Origin of the sequence: Flavonifractor porci (assembly GCF_037572415.1) — a bacterium.
GTDB lineage: Bacteria > Bacillota > Clostridia > Oscillospirales > Oscillospiraceae > Flavonifractor > Flavonifractor porci.
Window position 1 is genome coordinate 18,208 of the sequence record NZ_JBBHLB010000012.1, and the last position, 18,571, is coordinate 36,778.

General features: G+C 59.7%; 17 protein-coding genes and 1 pseudogene. 11 read left to right on the forward strand and 7 right to left on the reverse strand.

The genetic code is table 11. The features are described from left to right. Nucleotides 1–140: 140 nt before the first annotated feature. From WHJ28_RS11175 to WHJ28_RS11205, 7 genes are all read right to left on the reverse strand, one after another. Nucleotides 141–974, reverse strand: a complete 834-nt coding sequence (locus tag WHJ28_RS11175) for a hypothetical protein (RefSeq protein WP_340042198.1) — start codon at nucleotides 972–974, stop codon at nucleotides 141–143. A gap of 116 nt (nucleotides 975–1,090) precedes the next feature. Next, nucleotides 1,091–1,741, reverse strand: a complete 651-nt coding sequence (locus WHJ28_RS11180) for a TIGR01906 family membrane protein (protein ID WP_340042199.1) — start codon at nucleotides 1,739–1,741, stop codon at nucleotides 1,091–1,093. Between the two features lie 4 nt (nucleotides 1,742–1,745). After that, nucleotides 1,746–2,396, reverse strand: coding sequence for a lysoplasmalogenase family protein (locus WHJ28_RS11185; RefSeq protein WP_340042200.1), 651 nt, complete (start codon nucleotides 2,394–2,396; stop codon nucleotides 1,746–1,748). Then, nucleotides 2,393–3,073, reverse strand: a complete 681-nt coding sequence (locus tag WHJ28_RS11190; protein WP_340042201.1) for a TVP38/TMEM64 family protein — start codon at nucleotides 3,071–3,073, stop codon at nucleotides 2,393–2,395. The genes WHJ28_RS11185 and WHJ28_RS11190 overlap by 4 nt, the downstream gene beginning before the upstream one ends. Before the next feature lie 366 nt (nucleotides 3,074–3,439). After that, on the reverse strand, nucleotides 3,440–4,288 hold the full coding sequence (locus WHJ28_RS11195; RefSeq protein ID WP_340042202.1) for a metal ABC transporter permease: 849 nt from the start codon (nucleotides 4,286–4,288) through the stop codon (nucleotides 3,440–3,442). Continuing rightward, on the reverse strand, nucleotides 4,288–5,058 hold the full coding sequence (locus WHJ28_RS11200) for a metal ABC transporter ATP-binding protein (protein ID WP_340042203.1): 771 nt from the start codon (nucleotides 5,056–5,058) through the stop codon (nucleotides 4,288–4,290). The genes WHJ28_RS11195 and WHJ28_RS11200 overlap by 1 nt, the downstream gene beginning before the upstream one ends. Next, nucleotides 5,055–5,969: a metal ABC transporter substrate-binding protein gene (locus tag WHJ28_RS11205; RefSeq protein ID WP_340042204.1), complete on the reverse strand. Its 915-nt coding sequence runs from the start codon at nucleotides 5,967–5,969 to the stop codon at nucleotides 5,055–5,057. Before WHJ28_RS11205 ends, WHJ28_RS11200 begins: the two co-directional genes overlap by 4 nt. A gap of 173 nt (nucleotides 5,970–6,142) precedes the next feature. On the opposite strand from WHJ28_RS11205, the gene glgB reads away from it, so the two are divergent. From glgB to WHJ28_RS16535, 11 genes and pseudogenes are all read left to right on the forward strand, one after another. Continuing rightward, nucleotides 6,143–7,918, forward strand: a complete 1,776-nt coding sequence (gene glgB, locus WHJ28_RS11210) for a 1,4-alpha-glucan branching protein GlgB (protein ID WP_340042205.1) — start codon at nucleotides 6,143–6,145, stop codon at nucleotides 7,916–7,918. Between the two features lie 141 nt (nucleotides 7,919–8,059). Beyond that, entirely contained in the window at nucleotides 8,060–9,280 is a 1,221-nt protein-coding gene (locus WHJ28_RS11215; protein ID WP_340042206.1) for an argininosuccinate synthase, read from the forward strand. A gap of 94 nt (nucleotides 9,281–9,374) precedes the next feature. Beyond that, entirely contained in the window at nucleotides 9,375–10,760 is a 1,386-nt protein-coding gene (gene argH, locus WHJ28_RS11220) for an argininosuccinate lyase (RefSeq protein ID WP_340042207.1), read from the forward strand. Continuing rightward, the gene (gene argC, locus WHJ28_RS11225; protein ID WP_340042208.1) at nucleotides 10,753–11,694 is read left to right on the forward strand and encodes an N-acetyl-gamma-glutamyl-phosphate reductase; all 942 of its coding nucleotides are present in this window, start codon (nucleotides 10,753–10,755) and stop codon (nucleotides 11,692–11,694) included. Before argH ends, argC begins: the two co-directional genes overlap by 8 nt. 19 nt (nucleotides 11,695–11,713) lie before the next feature. After that, complete coding sequence (argJ, locus tag WHJ28_RS11230) at nucleotides 11,714–12,976, forward strand: bifunctional glutamate N-acetyltransferase/amino-acid acetyltransferase ArgJ (protein ID WP_340042209.1); 1,263 nt, start codon at nucleotides 11,714–11,716, stop codon at nucleotides 12,974–12,976. Nucleotides 12,977–13,001: 25 nt separating this feature from the next. Then, nucleotides 13,002–13,856, forward strand: coding sequence for an acetylglutamate kinase (gene argB / locus WHJ28_RS11235; protein ID WP_340042210.1), 855 nt, complete (start codon nucleotides 13,002–13,004; stop codon nucleotides 13,854–13,856). Nucleotides 13,857–13,865: 9 nt separating this feature from the next. After that, on the forward strand, nucleotides 13,866–15,044 hold the full coding sequence (locus tag WHJ28_RS11240; protein ID WP_340042269.1) for an aspartate aminotransferase family protein: 1,179 nt from the start codon (nucleotides 13,866–13,868) through the stop codon (nucleotides 15,042–15,044). 28 nt (nucleotides 15,045–15,072) lie between these two features. Beyond that, nucleotides 15,073–15,993, forward strand: coding sequence for an ornithine carbamoyltransferase (argF, locus tag WHJ28_RS11245; protein WP_340042211.1), 921 nt, complete (start codon nucleotides 15,073–15,075; stop codon nucleotides 15,991–15,993). Between the two features lie 257 nt (nucleotides 15,994–16,250). After that, nucleotides 16,251–16,463 carry a cold-shock protein gene (locus tag WHJ28_RS11250; RefSeq protein WP_009259878.1) on the forward strand — a complete coding sequence of 71 codons (213 nt, stop codon included), beginning with the start codon at nucleotides 16,251–16,253 and terminating at the stop codon, nucleotides 16,461–16,463. A 200-nt stretch (nucleotides 16,464–16,663) separates the two neighbouring features. Continuing rightward, complete coding sequence (locus WHJ28_RS11255; protein ID WP_340042212.1) at nucleotides 16,664–18,334, forward strand: formate--tetrahydrofolate ligase; 1,671 nt, start codon at nucleotides 16,664–16,666, stop codon at nucleotides 18,332–18,334. Between the two features lie 138 nt (nucleotides 18,335–18,472). Continuing rightward, nucleotides 18,473–18,550: pseudogene (locus tag WHJ28_RS16535) on the forward strand (formate--tetrahydrofolate ligase); the annotation flags it as partial. Nucleotides 18,551–18,571 lie beyond the last annotated feature (21 nt).

Below are 18,571 nucleotides of genomic sequence, written 5' to 3' on the forward strand. Positions count from 1 at the left end.
AGCGTTAGAATGCAAGAATATGCTCTTCCATCATGATGGCGCTCCCATCTCCGATTCATCCAAAGAATAGAGGGAAAACCATCCCGGACCCGGCGTGCTGACCGGGTCCGGGATGGTTGGTACGAAGGGATGGGGGAAGATCAGGAGCAGCAGCCCTTCAGCTGAGGGTGGCAGTCGCCGCCGGGGGTGGGGTTGCTGGGGGGGAAGAACTCGTTGACGGGGAACTTCACATGGCGGAAGATCTCGCAGGGGTCCTCCTCGCCGCCGCCGCAGGCGCACTCCTTCTCGGGCATACAGTAGTCGTACACCGGCATAAGGAGCTGGGAATCCCGCTCCAGCCGGATGATGGAGAACTGGCCCAGGGTGACATAGATCCGCTTGCCCTGGCTGCCGCAGCACAGCTCGCTGTTGAAGCAGCCGCAGATGCAGGGGGGGACGTCGGACAGCTCGCAGTCGCAGGGATGGCATTCACACACGTCCACCAGCTTCATGTTGAGGACGATGGGGTCCACCACCTCCACCACGGCGGTGGGCAGGTTGCTTTGGCGGAGCATCTGCTCATCCAGACCCTCCAGCGAGGTCTGAGAGGAGAAGATCTTGGCGGTGCCTTCGCTGCCGAACAGGATCACCCGCTTGTCAAAGACGCACAGGCCGCTGACTTCCACGGGCCGGGCGGCGCCCACAAAGGCGTCGGCGGTGACCCGGTAGAAGTAGCGTACGTCAACGGTGTAGAAGCCCCGGTTGAATCCAACCGGCTCCACATCGATGTACACATAGAGCAGCTCGGCCTTGCCGGCTTTGATGCTGACGGCGCGCTCGATGGCTGCCTGGGAACTCTGGGTGGGATAGAAACGCAGATCTTCGATACAGTCCTTATCCTTACAGGAATCGTAGATCTTTTTCGTGTGTATGCATACGGCCTCCCGGATGCAGGCCGCATCCTGGACCGGACCGGGCATCATTTTGTCGGGCATTGCAATACCTCCTAGCAGATATTGAAGGGGTAGTTCCCTTCCGCTCCATTCTATGTGTGGCCGGCCGGTTGGTGCGGAGCAAAAGGCCCGCCATCTGAAAATGGCGGGCCTGTACCTTATTTTTTCCTGCGGAGGAGATCGGTGAGGATCAGGGCTGTACAGCAGGTCAGAAGCACAACCCCGATGAGGATGGCGCAGTTGCAGAAAAACGCCTCCGGCATGATCAGAATGATCTGGTCGGTGGCGGGATTAAAGATCCAGTTGTCTTTCCCAGGGAAGAAAATGGCGTGAAAGATCACAAAGGCCCGGTTAAAGTCCAGAGCGGCCAGACCGGCCAATATCAGCACCAGCCCGCCGGCGGTCGCGCCGGCCCAAAAGCCGGGACCGTGCCCCAGCAGGGGCCTGTAGACCCACTGCTTTCCAAGACGGAGGATCAGAAGAAGCAGGCAGGCGGCGGCGCTGATCCCCAGCACCCAGAAGTCCAGCAGAAACAGCCCCCGCACATCGGCAAAATGGCTGTAACCTGATTCCGACCAGACCAACTGGCCGGTGCCGAAGGGTTTGCCTAAAACGCAGAAATCCAGCACCTCATCATAGGCCTCCCGAATGATCTCCTTCGACCAGCCGGTGCGCTCAGGCAGGTCCAGCATATCGATCTGGATATAGTAGAACGGGCGGAACAGAATGGGGACCGCAATGGAAAAACTGAGGATCAGCAGGGCCAGCAGCAGAGCGGCCAGAGCGGTAACTGCTTTGGGCAGCCGCATGGGATCACTTCCTTTTGACAGACAGAGAGATCAAAACCTGGGAGGGCAGATAGAACAGCCACATCCCAACCTGGGCAAACTCCACCAGGGGACCGCCTGCCGCCGGGAACCAGGCGGACAGGTTTTGCAGCCCCACGCAGAGATCGCACCCCAAAAAGAGAAACAGCCCCAGGGAAAAGCCCCGGAAGGGAGCGCCCAGGCTGAGACTTTCCAGCGCATTGCAGACGAGCTGAGAGAAATAAAAGAGGGAGAGGGCGGTCAGCCCGTCCAGCGCGCCCAGCCGCCAGGCTATCATCAGGGCGGCAACGGCCAGCAAGCCCCGCAAAGCCAGCCGCAGAGGCAGCTTTTCCGGCCGCAGCTTGGCGATGCGGGTCATATAAAGCAGCTGCACGACACAGAAACAGGCTACCCCCACCAGGTACCAACGGTCCAGTATCAGCAGGAACAGGTCGGCCAACAGGGTAAAGCCCAGGGCGATTTTCATCAGCAGACCGTCCCGCCGCTGTCCGGCCCAAAGGACAAAACAGAAGCACAGCAGGATGGAGAGATATTTGACTGGAATATCCCATCCGCTGTTCGGCCGGAACAGGTCCAGACTGAGGAAGGTCAGGTAGAGACAGCCCTCCAAAAGCGGAAACCACAGAATACGCCTCATTTTTTAAAGTGCTCCAGCAGCTTCTGCTCCCAGCGGTCGCCGTATTTCATACAGATCAGGAAGACGGACAGTCCCGCAGCGCCCAACAGAGCCATGGCCCAGTAGGGAATGGCCAGCACCGAGCCGCCCACCAGACAGGACACCAGCAGTCCCCAGGGGCGGGCTACCAGCACCAGAACGCAGAACCGCTTCAGGGGGATATCGGTGAGACCGGCCAGGATACACAGCAGATCGTCGGGGAAAAAGGGAAAGAGGAAGGCCAGGAAAAGAAACACATCCCGCTTGCGGCGGATGATGTCCAGATATTTTTCCGACACCTTCTGACTGACCAGCCTATCCACGAACCGCTGACCCAGCACCCGTGCCAGCCAAAATACCACAACCGAGCCCACGACAACTGCCGCCCAAGTAAGGAGAAAGGCGGGCCAGGTACCGAACAGCAGCGCGCCGGCCAGAGCGGTAACATTGCTGGGGATGGGGGCTACCACTACGCCCAACAGTTGAATCAAAAAGTAAAACAGGTGAGAAAAGGGAGTAAATCGGGAAATGTAAGCCCGCATGGCATCCAACGAGCCCAGTGAGGAGAAGAAGCCGGTTTTCCAGAGTAACAGTCCGCTGCCGCCCAGCAGGAGGATGGCAAGCAGCAGGGCTGGGAGCCATTTTCGGGAATTCTTCACAGTGCGTCGCCTCGTCTTTCTGTGTTCTATTCTATAGGCTACCATATGTTACGGCAGACTGTCATTAAAATTTCTTAAATTTTCCGATAAAATGCAAAAATCCACACCCGAAGGTGTGGTTCTTGTCCGTTGGTGGAAAGGACTTATCGCTCGCTGGAAACGACCTGCTCATTGCCGCCGAAAATCAGTTCATCTACATCGTTGTACATAGGATTGCTTCACCTCCCTGCCTGTTGTTTGATCTGTACTCAGTATACGCGTAAGTCTGGTAAAGAACAAGAGGAGGGAGGTAAAGCTTTGATCAAGTTTGGGTGTGGATTTGGTCAAAAGCTCCGGAGAGGGGGACCTCTCCGGAGCCCAAAACCGTTACATCCGCTTTTTCCGCAGCAGGAAGGTGATGGCAAACCACAGGGCCAGGTACAGGGTAATGGAGGCGCCTGCGGAGGAGCTCAGCTCATAGGAGGTCATGAGTCCGGCGATCCCGGCCACCACCGCGGCCAGAATGGAGATCAGATGGAACTGGCGCATATTGCGGGCCAGGTTCCGGGCGGCGGCGGCGGGCAGGACCAGCAGGGAGTTGATGACCAGCAGGCCCACCCAGGTCATGGACACGGTGACCACCACGGCAATGGCCATGGAGAAGATAGCCTTCTGCCAGAACACCTTGACGCCCCGGCTGTCAGCCAGGGTGGGGTGGATGGAAGAGAGCATCAGTCCGTTGAAGGAGCACAGCCAAAGTACCACCACGACCAGCAGGATGACCGCCAGCAGGGCGATCTTTCCCGGCTCCACGCTGAGGATATCACCGATGAGCAGGCTGTTGAACTTGGTAAAGCTGCCGCTGTCAAAGGTGGCGATAAAGATACCCAAAGCCACGGCGGTGGAGGAGAACACACCAATCACCGTATCACTGGCCATGTTGGACTTGCGCTGAACGTAGGTAAAGAGCAGGGCAAAGGCTGCGGCCAGCAGAATGGCGGCCCACATGGGGTCGGCCATACCGCACAGAGTGCCGATGGCGATGCCGGTAAAGGCGGAGTGGCCCAGGGCGTCGGAGAAGAAGCTCATCCGGTTGGTGACCACCATGGTGGACAGCAGGCCGAACAGGGGGGAGATGACCAGTACCGCCAGCAGGGCGTTTTTCATAAAGTACATGGTGCCGGGGGCCGCCCACTCGAAGGGGAGCAGCTCCACCAGGGAATACCACAGTTCCATCAGCTGCGTCCCCCTTTCCTGAGGGCCAGATGAAAGACCTCCTGAAATTCGGGAGAGGACAGGACCTCGTCCGGTGGTCCCACCTTAAGCACCTGGCTTTTCAGCAGGATCACCTTGTCGGCGTACTGGTCCAGGGTGGCAAAGTCGTGGGTGGACAGCAGAATGGACAGGTCAAACCGGGTACGGATCTCGTCCAGCATATCCAGCAGCTGCTTCTCGCCGTCCACGTCCACACCGGAAAGAGGCTCGTCCAGGATCAGGATATGGGGCAAGGGTTCCAGCGCCAGAGCCAGCAGCACCCGCTGGAGCTCGCCGCCGGACAGGGCGCCCATCCGTTTATCGATGAGAGAATCCCCGTGGACCCGGGCCAGGCATTGGGATACCCGCTCCCGCAGCTTTTTGGGGGAGGGCAGGAATACAGGCCATTTGGAGATGGCGGCGGAGAAGAAATCAAACACGCTCACCGGGTCCCCACGGTCGAAGCTGGGGGACTGGGGCACATAGCCGATGAGGGGCCGGGTCTTGTCGCCCCCCGCCCGCTGAAACTCAATGACTCCGGTGTGGGGGACCTGGCCCAGGATGGTGCGGAAGAGGGAACTCTTACCCGCTCCGTTGGGGCCGATGAGGGCCACGATCTCCCCGCAGTGGAGGTGGAAGGATACGTCGTGGAGGACCTCTTCAGTGCCGAAATTGACTCCCAGGTCGGCTACCTTGAGGCAGCAGGAGCCGGCGCAGCCGGGGCCGGAATCACCGTGTTTGTGTACGCTCATGCCAACGCCTCCACCAATGTGTCTACATTTTGCTGCATGGCATCCAGATAGGGCTGTATGCCGGTACCGTTGCCGCTCATAATCATATCCAGCTGATAGACCTGACAGCCCACCTCCCGGGCGATGGTGTCGGCGGAGGCGGTAGACCCATTGACCTCGGTAAAGATGGGCATGGTCCCCAGGTCATATTTCTGGGTCAGCTTGATGGCATCCGCGATCTCAGTCAGCTCCTGAGCGGAGGCGGTGGAACCCTCCTCCTCTTCAATGGCCTTAAAGATGGTTAGGCCCATCGCATTGGCAAAGTATTGGAATCCATCGTGGAAGGTGACAATGGAGCGTCCCTTATAGGGCTCCAGCGCCTCCCGCCAGCTGAGATCCGCCTCCGTCAGCGCGGTCTGGGCGGCGCTCTCGTTCTGGGTGTAAAGGTCGCCATTGGCGCTGTCCAGTTCACTCAGAGACTGGGAGATCTGGCTGAGCATAAGACTGGCGTAGGTGGCATCCATCCAGATATGGGGGTCATATTCTGTGTCATGGTCGTGGCCTTCATGACCCTGGGCGGGGAGCAGATCCGTCCCTTCGGAACAGTCGATGATCTGAGCCGAGGAGGTGGAAAGGGCGTCGTCCATAAAGTCCTCCAATCCGGCGCCGTTCATGACGATGATGTCGGCCCCCTCGATGGCCTTCATGTCGGCCACGGTGAGGGTGTAGTCGTGGAGACAGGAGGTCTGCTGATTTACCAGCAGGCTCACCTCCACACCCTCCGCGCCCTCGGTCACCGCGGTGGTGAAGAGGTAGACCGGGTAGGTGGTGGCTACGATGTGGAGGGTATCTTCGTCCTGGGAGGCGGCGGGCTGTCCGCAGGCGGAGAGCAGCAGGCCAAGAGCGCACAGGGGCGCAAGCAGTTTTTTCATGTGGTTCCCCTTACAGTTGAGTTGTTTTATCATAACACCTTATTATATCGCTTTTTTCGTCTGGTGTAAAATAAAATCTTTCACCGACACACTGGATAAAGGAATCAAACAATGATAGAATTACGGTGTTATGTAATAGCCGCCGAAGCATCGGAGAGAAAGGGAGCCAAGCTATGGATTACTACGCATTTTATACTGGACAGTGCTTTGACGCATACCGCTATCTGGGGGCCCATCGGGAGGGAGAGCGCTGGATGTTCCGCACCTTTGCGCCCTCAGCGGCGGGGGTGGTGCTGCTCCACGGCGGACGGGAACTGCCCATGGTGCGGGTCCATGACGGCAATTTTTATGAGGTGTGGGCGGATCATGTAAAGCCAGGGGACTGCTATCAGTACCGCATCTACCGCCGGGACGGAGGTTATACCGATCACTGCGACCCCTACGGCTACGGCATGGAGCTGCGGCCAGGCCAATGCTCGGTGGTGCGGGATCTGGGAGCGTATACTTTTGAGGATAAGGCGTGGATGGCGCAGCGGAGCGACCGGAGGGAGGAACCGCTGAACATCTACGAGCTTCACCTGGGCTCCTGGCGGCGGAAACCGGACGGCGGCTGGTACCGTTACGATGAGCTTGCCCAGCCCCTCATCGACTATGTGAAGGAGTGCGGCTACAACTATGTGGAGTTGCTTCCTCTCAGTGAGCATCCCTGCGACGAGAGCTGGGGTTACCAGATCACCGGCTTTTACGCCCCCACCAGCCGGTACGGCACCGCCAGGGAGCTGATGATACTGGTTGACCGGCTCCACCAGGCCGGGATCGGGGTCATTTTAGACTTTGTGCCCGCGCATTTCGCAGTGGACGACTACGGCCTGGCCAGATATGACGGCGATGCGCTCTACGAATATCCCCATCAGGATGTAAAGGTCAGCGAGTGGGGGAGCCATAATTTCATGCACTCCCGGGGGGAGGTGCGTTCCTTCCTCCAGTCCTGTGCCCGGTACTGGTTGGAGGTGTTCCACTTTGACGGCCTGCGGATGGACGCCATCAGTCGCATCCTGTACTGGCAGGGGGATGAGGCCCGTGGAGTGAACGGGGACGGCGTGGCCTTCCTGCGTACCATGAACCGGGGCCTGAAGGAACTATATCCCGGCTGTATTCTGGCGGCGGAGGACTCCACCAACTTCCCCAAGGTCACCGCTCCGGTGGAGCAGGGGGGACTGGGCTTTGACTACAAGTGGGACATGGGGTGGATGCACGATACCTTGTCCTATTTCCAGACGCCGCCGGATCAGCGGCCTGCCCGGCGCCACCAGCTTACCTTTTCCATGCACTATTTTTCCCAGGCGCGCTATCTGCTGCCCCTGTCTCATGATGAGGTGGTCCACGGCAAGGCCACCATTTTGCAGAAGATGTATGGTGACTATGACGGCAAGTTTCCCCAGGCCAGGGCACTGTACCTCTATATGATGGTCCATCCGGGAAAGAAGCTCAACTTCATGGGCAACGAGATCGGCCATTTCCGGGAGTGGGACGAGAAACGGGAGCAGGACTGGCTGCTGCGGGACTTCCCCATTCACGATGCCTTCTACCACTACATGGCGGCACTGAACCACATCTATTTGGACCATCCCGCTCTCTCCAGGTGGGACTATCGGCCTGAGGGCTTCGCATGGCTGGACTGCGGCTGGGAGGCATCCTGCGTCTATGCCATCCAGCGTCAGGGAGGTGGGGAGCGGTTGGCCGCTCTCTTTAACTTCAGCGACCAGGCCCGGCAGTACCAACTGCCCGCCACGGCAGGGGTGAGACTGCTTCTCCATACCGACTGGCAGCGCTTCGCCGGCTCCACGCCGGAGGAAGAGCAGCACAGACCCACCGGTGGTGTGCTGACGGTATGCCTGCCGCCGTATTCTGGGCAGTTGTACTGCATGGAATCATACAAATATTCATAATTTACTGAATATTATACACAATACCCAAAACAATCCCCAAGTACAGAGGAAAAAATACGCATATTTATGCGGATTGATACTTGCAATTTCATCCAGGCTATGGTACACTGTGTCCAACAAAAACAAACGGAGGTTTTTACCATGGCTGACATTAAAAAAGTGGTACTCGCCTATTCCGGCGGTCTGGATACATCCATCATTATCCCCTGGCTGAAGGAAAACTACGGCAACCCTGAGATCATCGCGGTGGCCGGCGACGTGGGCCAGAACGACGAGTTGGAGGGCCTGGAGGAGAAGGCCATCAAGACCGGCGCCTCCAAGCTGTACGTCATGGATCTGGTGGACGAGATGGTGGACGACGTCATCATCCCCTCCATGCAGATGGGCGCCAAGTATGAGGACTATCTGCTGGGCACCGCCTTTGCCCGGCCTGTCATCGCCAAGGGCCTGGTGGACATCGCCAAGAAGGAAGGGGCCGACGCCATTGCCCACGGCTGCACCGGCAAGGGCAACGACCAGATCCGCTTCGAGCTGGCCATCAAGCGCTTTGCTCCCGAGATGAAGATCATCGCCCCCTGGCGTGAGTGGGACATCAAGAGCCGGAACGAGGAGATCGACTACGCCGAGGCTCATAACGTGCCTCTGAAGATCAACCGCGAGACCAGCTACTCCAAGGACAAGAACCTGTGGCACCTGTCCCATGAGGGCCTGGACCTGGAGGACCCCGCCAGCGAGCCTCAGTACGACAAGCCCGGCTTCCTGGAGATGGGCGTGTCTCCCGTCATGGCCCCCGACGCCCCCACCTATGTGACCATCGCCTTTGAGAAGGGCTGGCCCGTGGCTGTGGACGGCGAGAAGATGAAGTCCTCCGATATCATCCGCAAGCTGAACAAGCTGGGCGGCGACAACGGCATCGGCCTGCTGGACATCGTGGAGAACCGGATGACCGGCATGAAGGACCGGGGCGTGTATGAGACTCCCGGCGGCGCCATCCTGTACCGGGCCCACGAGGTGCTGGAGATGATCACCATCGACAAGGATACCGCCCACATGAAGAGCAAGCTGGCGGTGGACTTCGCCGACCTGGTGTACAACGGCAAGTGGTTCACCCCCCTGCGGGAGGCCCTGTCCGCCTTTGCCACCGAGACTCAGAAGCACGTTACCGGCCAGGTGAAGCTGAAGCTGTACAAGGGCAACATCATCACCTCCGGCGTCACCTCTCCCGAGACCCTCTACTCTGAGGACATCGTTACCTTCCAGGAGAGCGACTACAACCAGAACGACGCCACCGGCTTCATCAACCTGTGGGGCCTGCCTGACACCGTTCTCGCCCTCCGCGACCAGGGTAAGCTGAATAAGTAATTCGACATTTTCTGCGGGCGGCCGCAGGCCGTTCCTACCATTACCGTAGGGGCGGCCTGTGGTCGCCCGCAATCCAGATAGGGAGCGATCAATTATGAAATTATGGGCCGGACGGTTCCAGAAAGAGACCGATACACTGGTCAACGACTTTAACTCTTCCATCACCTTTGACGCCCGGATGTACAAAGAGGATATCGCCGGCTCCATTGCCCATGCCACCATGCTGGGCAAGCAGGGCATCATTGAGGAGCATGAGGCGGGAAAGATCATCGAGGGTCTGAAGGTCATCCTGGCGGACATCGACGCCGGGCAGGTGGAGTTCTCGCTGGAGAACGAGGACATCCACATGAATATTGAGACCATGCTCACCCAGCGCATCGGGGATACCGGCAAGCGGCTCCACACCGGCCGGTCCCGTAACGACCAGGTGGCGGTGGATTTCCGGCTGTACGTCAAGCAGGAGATCCCCAAGATCATCGACATGGTGCTGGACCTGGAGAAGGTACTGATCAAAAAAGCGGAGGCCAATCTGGAGACCGTCATGCCGGGCTATACCCACCTGCAGCGGGCCCAGCCCACCACCTTTGCCCACTACATGATGGCTTATGCCAATATGCTCCGCCGGGACGTGACCCGGCTGGAGGATTGCTGGTCGCGGATGGACGAGTGCCCTCTGGGCGCCGGCGCTCTGGCTACCTCTACTTATCCGGTGGACCGGTTCCAGACCGCCGCCGCTCTGGGCTTTAAAAAACCCACCGACAACTCCATGGATTCCGTGTCCGACCGGGACTTTGCCATTGAGTTCCTGTCCGCCTGCTCCATTCTGATGATGCACCTGTCCCGGTTCTCCGAGGAGATCATCCTGTGGTGCTCCTGGGAGTTCAAGTATGTGGAGCTGGACGACGCCTACTCCACCGGCTCCTCCATCATGCCCCAGAAGAAGAACCCCGACGTGGCCGAGCTGGTCCGGGGCAAGACCGGCCGGGTGTACGGCTCCCTCATCACCCTGCTCACCGTCATGAAGGGCCTGCCCCTGGCTTACAATAAGGATATGCAGGAGGACAAGGAGCCGGTGTTCGATGCCATCGATACCGTGGAGATGTGTCTGCCTGTCTTTACCGCCATGCTGGACACCCTCACCGTCCTGCCCAAGAACATGAGAAACGCGGCTTCCGGCGGCTTTATCAACGCCACCGACTGCGCCGACTACCTGACCAAGAAGGGAATGCCCTTCCGGGAGGCCTATATGATCGTGGGCCGGCTGGTCAACCTGTGCATCAAGGCGGGTGAGACGTTGGACACCCTGCCTCTGAAGGACTTCCGCTCCATCTCCAACCTGTTTGACGCCGACGTGTATCAGGCGCTGGAACTCAAGACCTGCGTGAACGGACGTAAGGTCTATGGCGGCCCGGCGGCGGAGAGTGTCAAGGCCCAGATCGCCAATATCAAGGCCTTTGTGGAGGAGAGAACCCATGAGTAAGCCCAAGGTATTCATCGACGGCCAGGAGGGTACCACCGGTCTCCAGATCCATCAGCGGCTCTCTAACCGGGACGATATTGAATTGCTGCTGATTGATCCTGACAAGCGAAAAGACTTGACAGAGAGAAAGCGCCTCATCAATGAGGCAGACCTGGTCTTCCTCTGCCTGCCCGACGCGGCGGCGGCGGAGGCGGTAAGCCTCATCGAGAACTCCCGCACCCGGGTCATCGACGCATCTACCGCCCACCGCACCGCCCCCGGCTGGGTGTATGGTTTCCCGGAATTGTACAAAAACCCCCGGGAAATCATTGGAAATGCCCGATTTGTGGCTAATCCAGGATGCCATGCAACCGGCTTCCTGGCCTCGGCGGCCCCGCTGGTTTCCATGCGCATTTTGCCCCGCGATTACCCCATGACCTGCGTCTCCCTCACCGGCTACTCTGGCGGCGGCAAGAAGATGATTGCTCAGTATGAGGATGGCACGAAAGGGGAGGAACTTTACAGTCCGAGAGTGTACGGAACCACCCTTCGGCACAAGCATCTGCCCGAAATGCAGAAGATCTCCGGGCTGGGTACCCCGCCGGTGTTCACCCCGGTGGTGGACGACTACTACAAGGGCATGGCCACTACCGTCTTCCTCCACAACCGCTACCTGGTGGGCCAGCCCACCGCCAAGGAACTGAGTCTGATCCTGATGGCCTACTATGCCGGCCAGCCTCTGGTGACGGTGGCCTCCTATTCCGAGGAGCCCGCCTATCTGGCGGCCAACGCTCTGGCGGGCACCGACAAGCTGGAGCTCACCGTCAGCGGCCATGAGGGCCAGTCCATCGTTACCGCCCGGTTTGACAACCTGGGCAAGGGCGCTTCGGGCGCGGCGGTGCAGAACATGAATCTGATGCTGGGCTTTGATATGACCTGCGGCCTGGCGCTGTAAGGAAAGAGGAGTGAACGATATGAAACAGATCCCCGGCGGCGTGACCGCCCCCAAGGGTTTTACCGCGTCCGGTGTCCACTGCGGCGTGAAGAAGGGCAAGGGGGACGGCAATCAGCCTCCCATGAGCAAGATGCCCGAGGTGCTGGAGGGCAAGAAGGACCTGGCCCTCATCGTGTCTGAGCAGCCCTGTGTGGCGGCTGCCGTGTACACCATGAACCGGGTGAAGGCCGCCCCCCTGTATGTCACCATGGATCACCTGGAGAATGGCGAGGCCCAGGCCATCGTGGCCAACTCCGGTAACGCCAATGCCTGTGCCCCCAATAGCCACGAGCACGCCGAGGCCATGTGCCAGCTGGCTGCCAAGGCCACCGGCCTGAAGGCATCCGACTTCGTGGTGGCCTCCACCGGCGTTATCGGCCAGGAGCTGAACATCGACGCCATTGCCAAGGGCCTGCCCGCCGCCGCTGCTGCTCTGTCCAAGGACGGCTCCGACGCCGCAGCCAACGCCATCATGACCACCGATACCGTGAAGAAGGAGCTGTCCGTTACCTGCACTGTAGGCGGCAAGACCGTGACCATCGGCGCTATCGCCAAGGGCTCCGGCATGATCCACCCCAACATGGGAACCATGCTGTGCTTCGTCACCACCGACTGCTCCATCACCCACGAGATGCTCACCGACGCACTCCATGAGATCGTTCCCCGCACCTTCAATCGGGTGACGGTGGACGGGGACACCTCCACCAACGATATGTGCGTGGTGCTGGCCAACGGTATGGCGGGCAACGAACTGGTGGAGTGGAAGGACGACAACTACACTGTCTTTTACAAGACCCTCTACTATGTGTTTGAACAGTTGGCCCGCTCCATCGCTGCCGACGGCGAGGGCGCCAGCAAGCTGATCACCTGTACCGTAGCCAACGCCCGCAGCGAGGAGAGCGCCGAGCGTCTGGCCAAAGCTGTGGTGGGTTCCTCTCTGGTGAAGGCCGCCATGTTCGGCTCCGACGCCAACTGGGGCCGTGTGCTGTGCGCCATGGGCTACTCCAAGGCTCCCTTCCGTCCTGAGTTCGTGGACGTACGTTTCTCCTCTACTGTGGGAGAGATCCTGGTGTGTGAAAAGGGCGCCGGGGTGAACTTTGATGAGGAGACCGCCAAGAGCATCCTGTCCCAGGACGAGGTGATCATCCATGTGGACCTCCACGAAGGCGGGCATGAGGCCACCTGCTGGGGCTGTGATCTGACCTACGACTATGTGAAGATCAACGGCGACTATCGCACCTGACAAAGGCAATATGGAGGCGATTCCCATGTCATTCAGCGAGGTGGACCGGGCCAAGGTACTGGCCGAGGCCCTGCCCTACATTCAAAAATACTACGGCAAAACCGTGGTGGTGAAATACGGCGGCAACGCCATGATCTCCGACGAGCTGCGCCAGGCCGTCATCTCCGACATCATCCTGCTCCACCTGGTGGGTATCCGGGTGGTGGTGGTCCACGGCGGCGGACCGGAGATCACCGAGATGCTGAACAAGATCGGCAAAGAGTCCAAGTTTGTGGACGGCCTGCGCTACACCGATGAGGAGACCATGGAAGTGGTCCAGCAGGTGCTGTGCGGCAAAGTGAACAAGAACCTGGTGGCCACCCTGAACCGGATGGGCGGCAAGGCTGTGGGCCTGTGCGGCATGGACGCAGGGCTGTTCCAGGCCAAGAAGCTGGACGAGAAGTACGGTCTGGTGGGCAAGATCACCGCTGTGGAGCCCCAGATGGTGGTGGATGCGCTCAAGGACGGCTACATCCCCGTGGTGTCCACCGTGGCCCAGGGCATTGATGGCGAGAATTCCTATAATATCAACGCCGACACCGCCGCCGCCAAGCTGGCCACCGCCCTGAAGGCGGAGAAGCTGATCCTGCTCACCGATGTGCGGGGCCTGATGATGGACCCCAAGGACGACAACACCCTGCTGCCGGTGGTGAAGCTGTCCCAGGTGCCCGGTCTGGTGCAGGACGGGGTCATCAAGGGGGGCATGATCCCCAAGGTGGAGTGCTGTGTGGAGGCGGTGCGCTCCGGCGTGGAGAACGCCATCATTCTGGATGGCCGCATTCCCCATTCCATTCTGATCGAGCTGCTGTCCGACGAGGGCATCGGCACCATGCTGATGTGAGGTGATATGATGGACCATAAAGAATTGGTGGAACTGGACCACCAGTATATGATGCAGACCTACGGCCGGTTCGATGTGGATATCGACCACGGCCAGGGAGCTACCCTGTATGACCTGGCGGGGAAGGAGTACATCGACTTCTCCTCTGGTATCGGCGTCAACTCCATTGGTTATGCCAACCCCAAGTGGGTGGAGGCCATCACCAACCAGGCCATGAAGCTGGGCCATATCTCCAACCTGTTTTACTCCCAGCCCTACGCCAAGCTGGCCCAGAAGCTGTGTGAGCGCTCCGGCATGGCGGCCGCCTTCTTCGGCAACTCGGGCGCCGAGGCCAACGAGGGCATGATCAAGCTGGCCCGGAAATATTCTTTTGACAAGTATGGCAAAGGACGGGGTACCATCATCACCCTGAAGAACTCCTTCCACGGCCGTACCATTACCACCCTGACTGCCACCGGCCAGGATGTGTTTCACCAGTATTTCTTCCCCTTCAACGACGGCTTCCGGTATGCCGAGGCGGGCAGCATGGATTCCCTCCAGGAGGTGGCGGGCCACGATGTGTGTGCCGTCATGCTGGAGCTGGTGCAGGGCGAAGGCGGCGTGCTCCCCATGGACCCGGAGTACGTCCACGACCTGGCGGTGCTGTGCGCCGAGCGGGACTGGCTGCTGCTGGTGGACGAGGTACAGACCGGCGTGGGCCGGACCGGCACCCTGTTTGCCTTCCAGCAGTACGGCATCATTCCCGACGCGGTGTCCTTCGCCAAGGGCATCGCCGGCGGCCTGCCCATGGGCGGCTTCCTGGCCAATGAGCGCTGCCGGGATGTGCTGGGCCCGGGCACTCACGCATCCACCTTCGGCGGCAACCCCATCTGCGCCGCCGCCGCTCGGGTGGTGCTGGACACCCTGGATGAGGATGCTCTGGCTCAGGTGAAGGAGAAGGGCCACTATATCCGTACCCGCATCGAACATATGGGCCTGTCCAGCCTGGGAGAGACCCGTGGCCTGGGCATGATGATCGGTGTGGAGGTGAAGGGGGAGGAGAGCAACAAGGTGCTGGCCGCCCGGCTCATCCGGAACGGTCTGCTGGTGCTCACTGCCGGCTCCGCCCTGCGCCTGCTGCCCCCGCTGACCATCTCCATGGCGGAGATCGACAAGGGCCTCGCTATTCTGAAAGAGACCCTGCTGTAAGAGAAACCGAAACAATGAGGTGAATACAATGAAAAAAGACCTGCTCAAGCTGCTGGACCTGACCAAGGCCGACATCGTGAAGATTCTGGATACCGCCGACCAGATGAAATATAACCAGAAGCATGGCCTGACCCACCACTATCTGGAGGGCAAGACCCTGGCCATGATCTTTGAGAAGAACTCCACCCGTACCCGTGTGTCCTTTGAGACCGGTATGTTCCAGCTGGGCGGCCACGCCCTCTTCCTCTCCGGCAAGGAGAGCCAGATCGGCCGGGGCGAGCCCATCGAGGATACCGCCCGGGTACTCAGCCGCTACTGCGACGGCATTATGATCCGCACCTTCGGCCAGGCCGAGGTGGAGACTCTGGCCAAGTATTCCTCTATCCCTGTGATCAACGGCCTCACCGACTTCGCCCACCCCTGCCAGGTGCTGGCCGACCTCATGACCATCCGGGAGCACAAGTCCCGGCTGGAGGGCCTGAAGCTGTGCTACATCGGCGACGGCAACAACATGGCCAATTCCCTCATTGTGGGCGGCCTGAAGGTGGGCATGGAGGTGTCCGTGGCCTGCCCCGAGGGCTATGATCCCGATCCCCAGGTACTGGAGTTCGCCAAGAACTGCGGCGGCAAGTTTACCCTGTGCCGTGACCCCAAGGAGGCGGCTGCCGGCGCTGACGCCCTGTTCACCGACGTGTGGGCCTCCATGGGCCAGGAGAGCGAGGCCCAGAAGCGCCGGGCTGTCTTTGAAGGTGTTTACCAGATCAACGACGAGCTGATGGCGGTGGCCAATCCCGGCTGCATGGTGCAGCACTGCCTGCCCGCCCACCGGGGCGAGGAGATCACTGCCGAGGTCTTTGAGGCTCACGCCGGTGAGATCTTTGACGAGGCGGAGAACCGACTCCACGCCCAGAAGGCGGTCATGTACCTGCTGATGAAGGGCAATAACTGAATGAATTCCCAAAACTGGTCCTGGAGCGGCAAAAGAATGGAATGCCGCTTCAGGACCGGTTTTTTGCCCTTTTTCTCAGTTGTACGGCATGGATTTTTCTTGACGCGGTCCCCGTTCGGTGTTATAGTATTCTGGTAGTCTAAATGTACGGCCTGAACTCACATTTTTGTAGTCATCGTCGCTTCTTCAGACGATGCCCAAAGATGTGAGTTTTCTTGTCATTTAGCGCGAAATTTTTTGCAGGAGGTACCATCATTATGTATCACGGTACTGTCAAGTGGTTCAACGAGACCAAGGGCTTCGGCTTCATCTCCAACGACGAGGGCGGCGACGACGTGTTCGTGCATTTCTCCGCCATCGTGTGCGACGGCTTCAAGACCCTTCAGGAGGGTCAGAAGGTGACCTACGACGTGGAGCCCGATCCCAAGAACGCTGACAAGCTGCGCGCTGTCAACGTGGTGGCCGCTTGATCGTAAGGATATAAAGCCACATAGAGCAGACCGACAAAACCTGTCGGTCTGCTCTTTTTCATTTCCGTTGACAAGCCGGGGAAAGAATGGTACATTTTAAAGGATGAAACAGCGGAAATGAAGTAAAACGCCGGTTTGCCAAGCATGGCTGAGCCGGCGCATTTTCGTTGGTAAGCGGAAGGATGAAGGAGTGAAGGACCATGAAAACGGATATCGAGATCGCTCAGGCCTGTGAAATGCGTCCCATTCGAGAGGTGGCGGCCCTGGCCGGTGTGGATGAGGAGTATCTGGAGTACTACGGCAAGTACAAGGCCAAGATCGACCTGAAGCTGCTGGCTGATCGGGAAGGCAGGCCCGACGGCAAGCTGGTGCTGGTCACCGCCATCAACCCCACCCCCGCGGGCGAGGGGAAAACCACCACTACTGTGGGTCTGGCCGACGGAATGCGGCGGCTGGGCAAAAACACCGTGGTGGCCCTGCGGGAGCCCTCCCTGGGCCCCGTGTTCGGCGTCAAGGGCGGCGCTGCCGGCGGCGGCTATGCCCAGGTGGTGCCTATGGAGGACATCAATCTCCACTTTACCGGCGATTTCCACGCTATCGGCGCGGCCAACAACCTGCTGGCCGCTATGCTGGACAACCATATCCAGCAGGGAAATGAGCTGGACATTGACGTCAAGCGCATCACCTGGAAGCGGTGTGTGGATATGAACGACCGCCAGCTGCGCAACATCGTGTGCGGTCTGGGCGGACGGATGCAGGGCGTGCCCCGTGAGGACGGTTTCGATATCACTGTGGCCTCTGAGATCATGGCGGTGCTCTGCCTGGCCACCGGGCTGAGCGACCTGAAGGCCCGGCTGGGCCGCATGGTGGTGGGCTATTCCCGCTCCGGCGCTCCCATCACCGCCCATGACCTGAAGGCCGAGGGCGCTATGGCCGCCCTGCTGAAGGATGCCATCAAGCCCAACCTGGTCCAGACTCTGGAGGGTACTCCCGCCTTCATCCACGGCGGTCCCTTTGCCAACATTGCCCACGGCTGCAACTCCGTCATGGCTACCCGGGTGGCTATGAAGATGGGAGATTACGCCATCACCGAGGCTGGCTTCGGTGCTGACCTGGGCGCGGAGAAGTTCCTGGACATCAAGTGCCGCCTGGCCGGGCTGAAGCCCTCCGCTGTAGTGGTGGTGGCTACTGTCCGGGCCCTGAAGCATCACGGCGGTGTGGCCAAGGCTGATCTGAACAACGAAAACCTGGAGGCGCTGGAGAGGGGTCTGCCCAACCTGCTGCGCCATGTGGAGAACATCACGACCGTTTATGGTCTGCCCTGCGTGGTGGCCATCAATCGGTTCCCCACCGATACCGAGGCCGAGCTCAAGCTGGTGGAGGACAAGTGCAAGGAGCTGGGCGTCAATGTGGCGCTCAGCGAGGTGTGGGGCAAGGGCGGCGAGGGCGGCATTGCTCTGGCCCGGGAAGTGATCCGCCTGTGCGAAGAGCCCAACCACTTCTCCTACGCCTATGAGCTGGACCAGCCCATCGAGGCCAAGCTGGCCGATATCGTGAAGAAGGTGTACCACGGCGACGGCGTGGTGCTTACTCCCGCAGCCAAGAAGCAGGCGGCGGAACTCACCGCCCTGGGCTTCGGCGGCCTGCCCATCTGTATGGCCAAGACCCAGTATTCTTTCTCTGACGACCAGAACCTGCTGGGCGCCCCCGAGGGCTTTACTGTCACGGTGCGCAATATCAAGGTGTCTGCCGGCGCCGGATTCCTGGTGGCCCTCACCGGCGATATCATGACCATGCCTGGATTGCCAAAAGTGCCTGCCGCCGAAAAGGTGGACGTGGACGAGAACGGCAAGATCTCCGGCCTGTTCTAAACCGGCATGGTCATGCCCGCCGCAAGTGCGACGTAACAAGCGTTTTGGCACAGCCAAAACCTTGATGCCGGGCGGATTCATTCCGCCCGAGCAGATGAAAAAACAGGGGCCCCCACGGGACTAATCCCGTGGGGAGCCATGCCGGGCCTGCCCAAGGTCCCCGCCGCCGAGAAGGTGGACGTGGACGAGAACGGCAAGATCTCCGGCCTGTTCTAAAAGAAAAGGCGGGCGGGTGGT